We start from the raw sequence: 12669 nt of genomic DNA, 5'->3' as shown, positions 1-12669 counted from the left end.
CCTACGGATTCCGGTCCGCGGCGGCCGCAAGGCATAATTTCACGCGTGAATCCCTTATCGCGCCCCCGCGCCCTCCTCTGCTGGCTGGCCCTGTTCTGCCTGGGCGCCGCCTGGATCGCCCGTCAGGAATACGTCGACCAGTACGACCGTTTCTTCCAGAGCACCAGCGTGGCCCAACGCATGCTGAGCCAGAAGACCGTGCAGCATGAAGCCGTGCTGGCCACGCTGGCGGCGCTGTCGCACCCGCCCACCCCCGAACGCCTGTACCCCAGCTTGCATCCCGCGATGCCGCAGTTGCAGGGGCTGGGCTATCTGGCCGATGGCGCGTGGGCAGGCAGCCTGGCCCAGCCGCTGGGCCTGTCCGCCGCGCTGGAACGCGCCCGCCAACTGGGCCGGCCGGTGACGCTGCCCGTGGACGCCGCGCACTACTGGCTGATCGCGCCGTCCAGCTGGAGCCTGCTGGTGGACGCCCGCCAACTGGTCCCCGCCGCCGACTTTCCGCCGGGGCTGGCCAACCTGACGCTGACCGTGGATCAAACCCCGTTGACGCTGTTGGACAAGCAGCCTGCCGACGCTTTTGGCCTGACGATGACGCTGCAAAAGCCGCTGGGTGCGGCCAGCCAGCCCTTCCCGATGCGCAGCACGCGCACGCTAACGCCTGGCTTCTGGCCATGGACCGCGTGGCTGCTGTGGGCCGTGGCCAGCGCCTTGCTGGTGGCGGGCGCCGCCGCCTGGCAGCGGTCGCACGCCGACGCGCGCCGGCAACAGGAACAAGTGCGCCTGGCCGCCATGGCGCGCCTGAGCACGCTAGGCGAAATGGCGGCGGGCATCGCACATGAATTGAACCAGCCGCTGACCGCCATCCTGGCGCATACGCGCGCCGCCGAACGCCTGCTGGACGACGAGGAAGAACGCCCCGCCGTGCGCCATGCCCTCTTGGCCAGCGCCGAACAGGCCAAGCGCGCCGCCGACATCATCAGCCGCATGCGCGCACTCGTCCAACCCAGCTCGCCCGCCCGCCGGGAAGCGCTGGACCCGGATGCGCTGGTGGCATCGCTGCGCTTTCTGCGCGAACCGGAACTGGCCCGTCAGGGCATCCGCCTGAGCTGGCACAACACCAGCCCCGGCGCGCGTCCGCTGGGCGACCGTGTGGCGCTGGAGCAGATTTTGCACAACCTGGTGCAGAACGCCGCTGACGCGCTGGCGGCCAGCGACGGCCCGCGTCACATCCGGCTGGAAGGCCACGCGCAAGGCGGCGACTATCTGTTCACCGTCACCGACACCGGCCCCGGCATCCCGCCCGACGCGCTGCCCAAGCTGTTCGCGCCGTTCTACACCACGCGCCCGCACGGCATGGGCCTGGGGCTGGCGCTGTGCGAGACGCTGGCCGGCTCCATGGACGGCCGCATCGCCGTCCGCAACATCAGCCCATCGGGCGCCTGCTTTACCGTGAGCCTGCCGCGCTCGGGAGCCCCCGCATGACCGCTCAAGATCCCCGAACGCTGGAACATTCGCCCCTGGTGTATCTGGTGGATGACGACGACGCCGTGCGCGACGGCCTTGCCCTGCTGCTGCGTAGCGTGGGGTTGCGCAGCGCGGGCTTTGGCGACCCGCTGGCCTTTCTGGCGCAGCTGACGCCCAGCGCCATCGGCTGCGTCGTGCTCGACATCCGCATGCCCGGCATCAGCGGGCTGGACGTGCTGACCCGTCTGGCCGATCAATCCGACCTGCCTGTCGTCATGCTGACCGGCCATGCCAACGTGGACCTGTGCCGCCGCGCCTTCAAGGGCGGCGCCATGGAATTCCTGCAAAAGCCGGTGGACGACGATGTGTTCCTGGACGCCGTGCAAGCGGCCGTACGCACCCACATCGCCAGCCGCGAACGGCTGGCCGTGACGCAGGCCGCCACCGAGCGGCTGGCGCGTTTATCCGGCCGTGAACACGAGGTGCTGGAACGCATTGTGCAAGGCATGAGCAACAAGGAAATCGCGCGCGAATTTGATTTATCGCCGCGCACAGTGGAAACGTATCGGGCGAATGTCTTTGCGAAGCTGGAAGCGGATTCCCTGGCGCAATTGATCCGCCAGTACGCGACGTTGCTGGATTAGGTCGCCTCTGTATTAGGTCGCCTTCGTATTAGGTCGCCTTCGTATTAGGTCGCCTCCGTATTAGGTCGCCTCCGTATCCCTACGGAGGTTTGGGCGTAATCGGGCGTATACCGCCCGCGGCGCGTTTTGGCCACACTGACTGCTCCTACCGAACCCCTTCAAAAACTAGGATGCAGACCATGAACCGGATCACGCTCGCCACCCTGATGTCTACGCTGGCGTTTGCCGGCGCCGCCAACGCCGCCGTGCTGAACGAAAGCAATCTGTCGATGGCTGACGCGCAAAAGCTCGCCACCGCCACCGTCGCCGCCTGCCAGGCCAAGGGCTACAACGTCAGCGCGTCCGTCGTTGACCGCGCCGGTCTGCTCAAGGCCTTTGCCCGCGCCGACAACGCCGGCCCGCACACCATCGAAGCCAGCCGCGCCAAGGCCTTCACCGCCGTGTCCGCCAAGACCCCGACGCTTGGCATGATGGAGAACGCGCAAAAGAATCCGGGCGCGGCCAACCTGACCGACATCCCGGGCTTCCTGCTGCTGGGCGGCGGCGTGCCGGTCAAGGCCGGCGCCAATGTCATCGGCGCGATCGGCGTGGCCGGCGCCCCGGGCGGCAACCTGGACGCCCAGTGCGCCGACACGGTGCTGGAAGAGAACGCCGCCCTGTTCAAGTAAGACGCGGTTGGGGGCTGGCGGCGGCGGGGGCTCTCACCACCCGCAGCGCCGCCCAGATCCCCGCAAAGCAGGCGGCGCCAAACACCCAGCCCGACAACGCGCCGGCCATCACGCCGGACAGCAGCGTGCCCACGGTGCACCCCAGCGCCGTCATGCCCCCCCAGCCCATCAAGACGCCGCCCGCGAAGTTACGCAGCACGTCTTTCAGCGAGGGCAGCCGCGGCCGGAATGCGCCCGCCGCCAAGGCCGCCGCCCACGCGCCCGCCACCAACGCCAGCACGAACGCACCGTTGTTCGACAGCAGCACGTGCTTGACCGCCGTGGCGCACCCCGCAAACGTATCCAGGCCTTCGAGCCGATCGGGCAATCCGCCCGCACGCTGAGCCAGCGTGCGCGCCACGCTGCCAAGTTCCGCTGTCACGCCCAGCGGCGCAATCCGCAAGTACGCCATCACCCCGATTGCCCCGACCAGAATGCCCCCCACCGCAGGCGGCCAGCGCTCGTGCAAGACCGCATACCAGGGCGATACCGCCCGCTGTGGCAACGCCGTCTGCGCGCCGCCACGACGAACCACCGCCCACGCCAGCGCCAGCAGCACCGCGCCCTGCAACAGCACCGTGCCGCCATACCCCAATTGCTGCGGCAGCCAGACGACAGGCGCCTGCTGAATCACCGCCAGGTACAGCGCGTTCCACGTTGCAAAGCCCAGCACAAAACCCACGCCCGCGCCCAACAGCGCAAAGGGCGAGGCCAGCGCCCCTTCGCCCAGCCGGTAGAAATGCGCGCTGATGCACGAGCCCGACACCCGCATGCCAATCCCGAAGACGAACGCGCCCGCCACCAGCGCCACGCTGACCGGCCCGATGTGCGCGCCGGGCGGCAGGCGGTCTGCCGACGGAATCGGCAGAAACGCGCCGAACACCGCGTGATACCCCAGCATGCCCACGCCCAGCGCCAGCAACACGGCGAACATGCCGGCGGTTTCCTTCTTGTCGATGAAGTCGCGGGCAATGCAGTAGAAACAGAAGCGCGTGCGTTGCAGCACGATGCCAAACACCGCCCCCAGCAGCACAGACAAGGCCAGGCTGCGCCCGCCATCCGGCAAGGGCGCCAGCAGCCACGCCGCCGCAACAACGGCCGCCAGCACGGCGGCGGCCGACCCATAGCGCAACGTCGTCACGTCAGGTCTTGCCCCACACGGTGCCGGCGGGGTTCGTGATGGGCGAGCCGACGCTGTTGCCGTATTCCGTCCACGAGCCGTCGTAGTTGCGCACGTCATAGCCCAGCAGTTTCTTCAGCGCAAACCACGAATGGCTCGACCGTTCGCCAATGCGGCAATACGTGATGATGGGCTGGCTGCCGTCCACGCCGGCCGCCTGGTAGATGGCCTTGAGTTCGTCTGCCGACTTGAAGGTACCGTCATCCGCCACCAGCTTGCTCCACGTGACGTTGACCGCGCCCGGCACGTGGCCCGCGCGTACGGCCAGTTCCGGCACACCATTGGGCGCGAAGATCTTGCCGTTGTATTCATCCGCCGACCGGATATCGACCAGCACGCCCTGCTTTTCCTTGCGCGCCACGGCCAGCACGTCTTGCAGATGCGCGCGCAGCGCCGCGTTAGGCGTCTTGATCTGCGCCGTGCCAGCCGGCTGAATCTTCGCGGTATTGGCCAGCGGCCGCCCTTCGGCTTCCCACTTCTTGCGGCCGCCATCCAGAATCTTCACGTTGTCGATGCCGTAGATATCAAAAATCCACGCGCCCCAGGCTGCGAACCAATTGTTGTTGTCGCCGTACAGCACGGTCGTGGTGTCGGCATTGATGCCGGAGCGCGCCAGCAGCGCCTGGAATTGCTTGGGCGGTGCGATATCGCGGTTCACGGTATCGACCAGATCGGTGTGCCAGTTCACATTGGCCGCGCCCGGGATGTGGCCGCGTTCGAACAGGCCCGGGTTCACGCTGACCTCTACGACGCGCACCTTGGGATCGTTCAAGTTCTTTTCCAGCCACTCTGTCGTGACCAGAAATTTGGCGTGTTGCGCCGCCGCCGGCACGGCGGCAAAGGTGGCCAGCACGGCGACCGCGCCGGCGAGCATCTTGCGTAGGGACATCGGATTCTCCTGTTTGCGGCGGCTGATGCGCCGTTCAAACCGGACAATATCGGCTTGCCTGCCTGGCACGAACGACATTGTTTTCATATTCTGATTACTCGTTCAGAGTGTTGTCAGCAATGAAAACGCTGCATGTTTTCGCGCGGCACGCTAGGCTTACGCCGCTCACGTCCTATTCTGTCCCCCACCCACATGCCCCTGCCCCCGCGCCCCGCTCTGCTGGATGAAACGTTGCGCATCGTCGCGCGCCGCTATCGCGTGCCGCCCACACCCGCCGTCACCCCGGATGCGCAGAACGGGCATAGCGCCACCGCGCTGGCGTTGGCGATCGACCAGGCGCGGCAAGCGCTGGCCCACGGCGACACGCCCCACCCTGAAATTGAACGCGCCTTCATTGACGCCTTGGCGCAACTGATCCGCGGCGCCATGCGTGAAGGCCAGGGCGACCCCGCCATCCAGGCCATGGAACTGCGCCATCGCGTGGCGCCCGTGCGCGAGTACGCATCGCTTAGCGCAGGCGCCGACGCGGACCGCCGCGAAATCCTGGCCGCCGCCAATGCCATCGCACACCCCGCCAAACTCGCGCGCATGCCACGCGGCTTGCAGGCGGACGCCTTGGCCGACGTGCAGGCGGCCGCATCCTCCGGGTCATGGACGGTGTTGGCGGATGCCGTGCAACAGCTGCGCGACATGCCCGAAACGATGGGCGACGATGCGCTCGCCCGGGGCTGCGCCCGCCTGCTGGATAGCGCTGCCCTGACCCGCCTGCAACGGCTGGACGCGCTGGCGGCGGACGCGCGGGTGCGCCATTACCAATCACTGTGGGATCGCAACGGCCCGCGGCCGGGCAGCGCGACAGCGTTACGGCAGGGTACCGACGCCCAACAACGCGGCGCGGCCGTCGAGGCGTTGGCGGCGCAAGCGCTGGAAGTCTTGGCGCAGCGCCTGAATGCAAGCGAGACCCACGCCACGAACGCACGCGCCATCGACGAGGGTGCCATCGACGAGGGTGCCATCGATGAGCGTGCCCCTGATGAGCATGCCCCTGATGAGCATGCCACTGATGAGCATGCCACTGATGAGCGCGCCGCCGACGAACGCGCCGCCAACGTCACCGCGCCCTATCGCGTGGTGACGTCGATGCGCGTGCCGCCTTCGCTACCCGCCAGCGCCGATCGCGCGAAAAGCGAATGGGACGCCGCATTGTTGCGCCAGTCCGACGCGATCGATGCCGCGACTGCCACGCCCGCTTGGGATCTCTGCCTGCTGGTCGAAGCCAAAGCCTCCGTTGACGCCGCCAGCACGGACTTGCCCCGATTGTTGCGCGGCCTGCAACTGCTGGCGCATGCGGACAGCAACACCACGTACCCGTTCAAGACGCAGCAAGGCATCGTGCCGCTACGCGGCGAGTCCTTGCGCGCGTTGCCGGCAGACGGGCCTGGCTTGGCGGACACGGTCCTGTACTGCTGCGACGCGCCGGCCGACTCCTCGCCCCGCCTGCTCAATGCCGCCAGCCGCATGCAATTGTTGTCTGCCCCTGCCAGCATCGCGTTCGCCAGCCAGCTCGCCCAAGGGCTGCCCGCGGACATCGAAACGCTGCACCCCGTCTGGCATTCGTTACTGACCTCTCCGCAATGGGCAGGCGTGCTCAATCAGTACCCGCAGCTGCACCAGGTTCGTGCATTAATGGTGCACACCGACGACCTGTTGGACGCCGCGCACACCGCACACCTGTAACACGCCGCTGTCAAGTTTTCCACGTAAAATCCCGCAGCCGACGCCTGTATCGGCGCACTGCCTATACCCGCCGGGATGCACGTCGATCTCTTCACCCTTTATCTCCTTGTCATCGGTACGCTGCTTGCCAGCGCTGGGATGACCTACTGGGAACACCGGACCCACTCCACACGCAGCAAGGCGTTAGGGATGTTCGCCGCAGGCTTCGCCACGCTTGCCGCCGGTTGCACCGTCGTGCTGCTGCGCGGCTACCTGCCCGCGTCGATCGGGCCGGGTCTTAGCAACCTCATCATTCTTAGCGGTTATCTGCTCGTGCTGCACGGCGTGGCGTCGTTCAATGGGCGGCAGTACCGCGCGGCGTCCATCGGATTGCTGATCGTGATGGCCGTCCTGTGGGCGGTTGCCGGCGCGCAGTGGCGAGGCGTGATGTGGGCCTATGTCAGCGCGGCGCCCATTGCCGCCATCGCGGCGATGACCGCGTGGGAAATGTGGCGATGCGCGCCAATGAAGGCGTTGTCGTCGCGCTATTTCGTCATCGTCGTCACCGTCATCCACGCGCTGTTCTACGCCTTTCGCGCGTTCATCCTGCCTTGGCTGGTTGCCACGTACGGCCCGGACGCACAGGTAATGGCCAGCAACATCACCATGTACGAAGGCGTGCTGTATTCGGTGCTACTGCCCATGGCGCTGCTCAAGCTTGTTCGTGAAGAAGCGCATGGGCAGCTGCTGCACGAATCGCAAACGGATTATCTGACACGCTTGGGCAACCGCCGCTGGTTTTTCGAGGAAGGCGCGCGCCTCATCCGCGACAGCGCCGGCCGCGCGCCCATCGCCGTGCTGGCCTTTGACCTGGACCACTTCAAATCCATCAACGACCGCCACGGCCACGAGACGGGCGACAAAGTTCTAAGGGCCTTCGCTGACATCGCCCAACGGGTCGCAGGCCCCGGCGTCATGCTGGCCCGGCTGGGCGGCGAAGAGTTCGCCGCGCTGCTGACGGGCGACCCCGCACGCCGCGCGCAAGCGTTGGGCGAAACGATGGCGGCACACTTTGCCGCCACGCTTGCCGAACACATCCACCGAGGCGACGTGCAGGCCACGGTCAGTATCGGTCTGGCAAAATTCGAACAAGACGCGCCGCCATTAAGCGAAGCGCTGGCCGCTGCCGACCGCGCCTTGTATCGCGCCAAGTCCCTGGGCGGAAACCGGCTGGAACTCGCGTAGCGGGCACACCTGACCGCCACACTTAACCGCCACACGTAGCGGGCACACTGAGCGGGCACACTGAGCGGGCACACTGAGCGGGCACACTCAGGCGGCAAACTCAGGCGGCAAACTCAGCCGGCATCAGCCGGCCCACACCTGGCTGATGCCGGCTGAGTGTGCCAGGATGCAGTCACTCCGCTTCGTTGATGATGTTGTCCAACGCGCGCACCTCATCCTCAGGCAGCACCAGATCCCCCGCCGTCAGGTTTTCGCGCAGATGCGCAACCGATGAAGTTCCCGGAATGACCAGGATGTTCGGCGACCGCTGAAGCAGCCATGCAATCGCCACCTGCATCGGCGTGGCGTTCACGCGCTGCGCAACCACGGTCAGCGTGGCCGATTGCAGCGGGCTGAAGCCACCCAGCGGAAAGTACGGCACATAGGCGATGCCGTCCTGCGCCAGCGCGTCGATCAGTGCATCATCGTCGCGGTGCGCCAGGTTGTACTGGTTCTGCACGCAAACGATGTCGCAGATGCCTCGGCCTTCCTGCACCTGGGCGGCCGTCACATTGCTCAACCCGATGTGGCGCACCAAGCCGCGCTGCTGCAACGCCCGCAACGCCGACAGCGGTTCGGCAATCGAGCCTTCTTCCGGCCCGTGCACGCCGAACATGATGCGCAGGTTCACGACATCCAGCACGTCCAGCCCCAGATTGCGCAAGTTGTCTTCCACCGCGCGCGTCAGTTCGTCGGCCTTGTCGGCACGAATCCATGACGCATCCTCGCCGCGCCGCGCCCCAATCTTTGTGACCAGCACCAGGTCATCGGGATACGGCGACAACGCTTCGCGGATCAGCTGGTTCGTGATGTGCGGGCCGTAGAAATCGCTGGTGTCGATATGGTTCACACCACTGGCCACGGCCTCACGCAGTACCGTCAGCGCCGCATCGCGGTTGCGCGGCGGGCCGAACACGCCGGGGCCGGCCAACTGCATCGCGCCGTAACCCAGGCGTTTGACCCGCTTGGTACCCAGGGCATAGGTGGCTTCGTTCGATGTGGGCTGCATGTCGGATCTCCTGAAGGAAACGGAAAGCGTAAACCTTTTCGTCGCCTTGGATAATCAGGCAGATTTCGTTGCCCCGGGGCAGCGGCGCCCAGCCTTCCTACGGCTGATGCCGATGCCCGGGGCGCGCATACCCAGCCGCCCTACTTCACTGGAATCAAGCTGATGTCCTGGCTGCCATCGCGTTCCAATTGCGCCACCAGCCCCAGCTCCCAGTCCAGGTATTCCCGAAAGCCGTCATCCCGCGCCGCCAGATCATCAAACAGATACGGGCTGATGCTCTGATCGTCGTCACCCGTCAAGACCCCCGCTGCGCCCGTGGCCAGCGGCAGGCCCTCTGCCTTCCAGGCGCGCGTGCCGCCCAGCAGATATTGCACCGGCCGCTTGCTGCGCCAAGCCAGTTCGGCCGCCACCACGCTGGCCAATACGCCATCGGACGACGTCAGCACAATCACGCGCGGATCATCCGGCGACAGGAATTCCGCCAGCCGATCCGGCGCCGCAAAACGCGTGCCGGGCACATGCCCGCGTTCATACGCCACGCGCGATTCCACATCAAACACAATGGCCTCGTCCGCGTTCAACGCCGCATGCAGCGCCTGCGCACGCACGCCTGCCGCATCCGGACGATGACGCAATACGCGGCGCGGCTCAACACCGCTTTGCAACGGCGCCAACGCGGGGGGCTGATACAGATAGACCTCGACCGCGCCCAACTGCGCGAGCCATGCGCCCGTCGTCAACGCGCGCACGCCATCCCAATCCGCCAGCACCACGCGCGCGCGGCGCGTGGCCAGATACTCGTCAGTGGCTTGCACCAACTGCCCGCCCGGCGCCCAACGCCATCCTTCCAGGTGACCGGTCTCGTACTCTTCACGCGTACGCACGTCGAACTTGAACAAGGTGCGCGTCGCGTGCTCGGCTTCAAAGGCGTGCAGCGTCGCGGTGTCGATATACCCAATGCCTGCCCGCTGCGCCACATCGCGCGCTTGTTCCCGCGCGGCCGCCAATGCCGGCGCGCCCGGTTCCGGCAGCGCGGCGTGCCGGCCATAGGCAAGCTCCCGGCCCGACAGCAACCATTCCATCGTGCCGTTGCGCAAGGACGCCACGCGGTTCGGAATGCCCGCATCAATCAGCGTCTGCGCGCCCACAATGCTGCGCGTGCGGCCGGCGCAGTTCACCACCACAAACGTCTTCGGGTCAGGCGCCAGTTCGCGGATGCGATAAACCAGCTCCGCGCCCGGCAGGCTATGCGAGAACGGCAACGTGAAATTGTGGAATTCCTCCGGCGTGCGGCTGTCCACCACCACGATGTCGTCGCCGCGCGCCACGCGTTCGTGCAGTTCCTCCACATCAATCCACGGCGTGTGCTTCTCGTGCTCGATCACTTCCCCAAACGCCTTGCTTGGCACGTTGGTGCCCGAGAACAGTTCCAGCCCCGCACGCTCCCAGCCATCCGTGCCGCCTTCCAGCACGGACACGTCCGTCCACCCCAGCCGCGTCAGCTTGGCCGCAGCCTGATGGGCCTGCGATTCGTCGTCGTCCACCAGCACGATGCGCGTGTCGCGTCTTGGCACCAACCGGTCGGCCAGTACTTCCAGACGCCACAGCGGCGCAGGCACCGCCACCAGCAAATGGCGGCGCGCGTAGCGGCCCGCCTCGCGCACGTCCAGCACGGCGATTTCGGCGTCGCCCCGCAGTTCCTCTTGCAAGGCCTGGGCAGACACGCGCGCATGGTAGATGGCGGCAGGCGGCGAGAACGTGCGATACGTGCCGCCCTCGGTGCTTTCGAACACCACGCGGCCATGCAGCCGGTCCAGCGCCAAGCCGTAGAAATGCAGATGCGCGCCGGGTTCGTCGCCCACCAATTCAATGGTGTGCACGTCGTCCGACCCCAACACGATGGAGTTGCCCGGCCCCACGTCCACGCGGCGCACGGGAGTCAGCGCATCGCGCAATGGGTCTGCGGTGCCCGCACGCGCATACACCTCGTTGCGCTCGTTGCCACGCACGCCCGCAATGATGGCCCAGGTCGTGTGATCATGCGGCGGCTGCGCCTTGCCCGGTTCACCGAGCGACAGGTAGAGCGCGTAGCCGCCGTCGACATCTTCGGCCAACCGATAAATGGATGTGGGGCGACCCGGCACCGCGGCAAACGCGTCTGCGGGAAAGAGGTCGCGCCGCTGGCCCAAGGCCTCCAACAGCGCCGCCACCCGCGCCAGCTGTTCCGGCGTAGCGTGCGCAGATTTTGGAACAAGTTCGCGCACCTGCGCGATGAACGCGCGAACCGCTTCTGCGCGTGCGGTATGCGTGCTGTGGGCCGGCGCGGCCGCGGGGGAAGAAGTGCTCATGAGATGACCTGAACGTCCGGATTGAAGAGACCTTCAGGCTACGTGCGCGCTGGGCGGCGGACAACGTAGAAATGCGTCTATGGATATGCGCGCAATGGCGGATTTGGGGTGCAGAGCGGCGGATTCTGCCAGGGCGGCCGCAATATCAGACTCCTTCTATAGACGGCGCTGTCGACGATTGCCGAAGATCGTCGCTCAAATGGACATAGTCGGGGGGCCGCCGGTGTATCCGCAAGCGAAGCGCTATCGTTTCACGTTCACGCCCGTCAACGGTGCGGCATTTGATGTCATCGAGTTCACGCTGGACGAGGCGCTGTCTGAGACCTATCGGCTAAGCGTCGACCTTTCCAGCTTCGATTCGGCGGTGGACTTTGGTTTGCTGTTGGATCAAGCCGCCCTGTTCACRATCTGGCGCGGYGAYSWGGCSGTGCGCCATGTGCATGGCATCGTCACCGAGTTCGAACAAGCGGGAACCGGCTTTCGCCGCACGCGCTATCGGGCAGTGCTTGAACCCTCACTTTCCAGGGCAGCGCTTTGTTCCGACTGGCGCATCTACCAGCAGCTGTCCGTGCCGGAGATCATGGCGGATGTCCTCAAACGCCAGCGCATTACGGACTACGAACAGGTCACCACGAACGAGCATCTGCCACGCGAATACTGCGTGCAGGCGGGTGATACCGATCTGGAGTTTCTGAACCGGCTTGCCGCCGAAGAAGGCTATTTCTACCGCTACGAACATACCGAGAAAAGCCATCGCTTGATTCACGGCGACCGCATCTACATTCATGGCGAGATTGCGGGCGGCCCGGTTCTGTACAACCCCATGCCGGGCGGCGATCAACCCGAGCCCGCGCTGCATCGCTTCACCTACGCCGAACGCGTGCGCACCGCGGTCCAAACGCAGCGCGACTACACCTACACGCATCCACGCTACAGCCAGGAACATTCTCCGGTCGCCACGGACTTGGCAAATCAAGACCGCCGCTACGAACGCTATGACTATCCTGGCCGCTATAAACGGGATGAAGCGGGCAAACCCTTCACGCAAACCCGTTTGCTTGGCCGCCGCCGCGATGCACGCATCGCCATCGTCGAAGGCGACGACGCGCGGCTGATCCCCGGCGTGGCTTTCGACCTGACCGGCCACCCGCGCGAAGACTGGAACCAAGGCTGGCGCCCCGTACGCATGCGGCACCACGGCGTGCATCACGCGAGCCAGGAAGAAGATGGTTTTGGTGCGGAGCAAGGCACGCAGTATGGCTACACCGCCGAACTCGTCCCGGACAAAGTCGACTGGAAGCCCGAGCCCTGCCCTAAACCCCGCATTGACGGCCCGCAAATGGCCACCGTCGTCGGCCCGCCAAACGAAGAGATCTTTTGCGACGAGTGGGGCCGGGTCAAGGTGCAGTTTCCGTGGGACCGGCTGGG

The 12669-nt window shown here is 66.2% G+C and carries 10 protein-coding genes; 6 read left to right on the top strand and 4 right to left on the bottom strand.

Annotation, left to right across the window (positions count from 1 at the left end; translation table 11 throughout):
- The first annotated feature begins 45 nt into the window (after window positions 1-45).
- From AC1DB0_RS29365 to AC1DB0_RS29355, 3 genes are all read left to right on the top strand, one after another.
- Window positions 46-1482, top strand: coding sequence for a sensor histidine kinase (locus AC1DB0_RS29365; RefSeq protein WP_476758492.1), 1437 nt, complete (start codon window positions 46-48; stop codon window positions 1480-1482).
- The gene (locus tag AC1DB0_RS29360; RefSeq protein ID WP_054422938.1) at window positions 1479-2108 is read left to right on the top strand and encodes a response regulator transcription factor; all 630 of its coding nucleotides are present in this window, start codon (window positions 1479-1481) and stop codon (window positions 2106-2108) included. Before AC1DB0_RS29365 ends, AC1DB0_RS29360 begins: the two co-directional genes overlap by 4 nt.
- Before the next feature lie 179 nt (window positions 2109-2287).
- Window positions 2288-2776: a GlcG/HbpS family heme-binding protein gene (locus AC1DB0_RS29355; protein WP_476758491.1), complete on the top strand. Its 489-nt coding sequence runs from the start codon at window positions 2288-2290 to the stop codon at window positions 2774-2776.
- Here the strand turns inward: AC1DB0_RS29355 and AC1DB0_RS29350 are convergent.
- The gene (locus tag AC1DB0_RS29350) at window positions 2769-3956 is read right to left on the bottom strand and encodes a YeeE/YedE family protein (protein WP_476758490.1); all 1188 of its coding nucleotides are present in this window, start codon (window positions 3954-3956) and stop codon (window positions 2769-2771) included. The two genes, AC1DB0_RS29355 and AC1DB0_RS29350, sit on opposite strands and share 8 nt — an antisense overlap.
- A gap of 1 nt (window position 3957) precedes the next feature.
- Window positions 3958-4884, bottom strand: a complete 927-nt coding sequence (locus tag AC1DB0_RS29345) for a sulfurtransferase (RefSeq protein WP_342065618.1) — start codon at window positions 4882-4884, stop codon at window positions 3958-3960.
- Between the two features lie 192 nt (window positions 4885-5076).
- Here AC1DB0_RS29345 and AC1DB0_RS29340 point away from each other — a divergent pair, with 192 nt between their 5' ends.
- Window positions 5077-6621 (top strand): 3-deoxy-D-arabino-heptulosonate 7-phosphate synthase, encoded by a 1545-nt coding sequence (locus AC1DB0_RS29340; RefSeq protein ID WP_476758489.1) that lies wholly within the window; start codon window positions 5077-5079, stop codon window positions 6619-6621.
- Between the two features lie 75 nt (window positions 6622-6696).
- Window positions 6697-7845 (top strand): GGDEF domain-containing protein, encoded by a 1149-nt coding sequence (locus AC1DB0_RS29335; protein ID WP_476758488.1) that lies wholly within the window; start codon window positions 6697-6699, stop codon window positions 7843-7845.
- 172 nt (window positions 7846-8017) lie between these two features.
- Here AC1DB0_RS29335 and AC1DB0_RS29330 read toward each other — a convergent pair whose 3' ends face one another.
- Window positions 8018-8893: an aldo/keto reductase family oxidoreductase gene (locus AC1DB0_RS29330; RefSeq protein WP_175168618.1), complete on the bottom strand. Its 876-nt coding sequence runs from the start codon at window positions 8891-8893 to the stop codon at window positions 8018-8020.
- A 140-nt stretch (window positions 8894-9033) separates the two neighbouring features.
- Window positions 9034-11241: a rhodanese-like domain-containing protein gene (locus AC1DB0_RS29325; protein ID WP_476758487.1), complete on the bottom strand. Its 2208-nt coding sequence runs from the start codon at window positions 11239-11241 to the stop codon at window positions 9034-9036.
- A gap of 199 nt (window positions 11242-11440) precedes the next feature.
- Here AC1DB0_RS29325 and AC1DB0_RS29320 point away from each other — a divergent pair.
- On the top strand, window positions 11441-12669 hold a 1229-nt coding region (locus AC1DB0_RS29320), incomplete at its 3' end, for a type VI secretion system Vgr family protein (RefSeq protein ID WP_476758811.1).

Source organism: Achromobacter sp. 10T422 (genome assembly GCF_056394065.1).
Note: the sequence above shows the minus strand (reverse complement) of the source record. Positions and strands in the feature narration are given on the sequence as shown.

What these genes read in the sequence shown, in the direction of transcription:
- AC1DB0_RS29360 (WP_054422938.1), top strand. Translation starts at nt 1,479, where the DNA reads ATGACCGCTCAAGATCCCCGAACGCTGGAACATTCGCCCCTGGTGTAT.
- AC1DB0_RS29355 (WP_476758491.1), top strand. Translation starts at nt 2,288, where the DNA reads ATGAACCGGATCACGCTCGCCACCCTGATGTCTACGCTGGCGTTTGCC.
- AC1DB0_RS29345 (WP_342065618.1), bottom strand. Translation starts at nt 4,884, where the DNA reads ATGTCCCTACGCAAGATGCTCGCCGGCGCGGTCGCCGTGCTGGCCACC.
- AC1DB0_RS29340 (WP_476758489.1), top strand. Translation starts at nt 5,077, where the DNA reads ATGCCCCTGCCCCCGCGCCCCGCTCTGCTGGATGAAACGTTGCGCATC.
- AC1DB0_RS29335 (WP_476758488.1), top strand. Translation starts at nt 6,697, where the DNA reads ATGCACGTCGATCTCTTCACCCTTTATCTCCTTGTCATCGGTACGCTG.
- AC1DB0_RS29330 (WP_175168618.1), bottom strand. Translation starts at nt 8,893, where the DNA reads ATGCAGCCCACATCGAACGAAGCCACCTATGCCCTGGGTACCAAGCGG.
- AC1DB0_RS29325 (WP_476758487.1), bottom strand. Translation starts at nt 11,241, where the DNA reads ATGAGCACTTCTTCCCCCGCGGCCGCGCCGGCCCACAGCACGCATACC.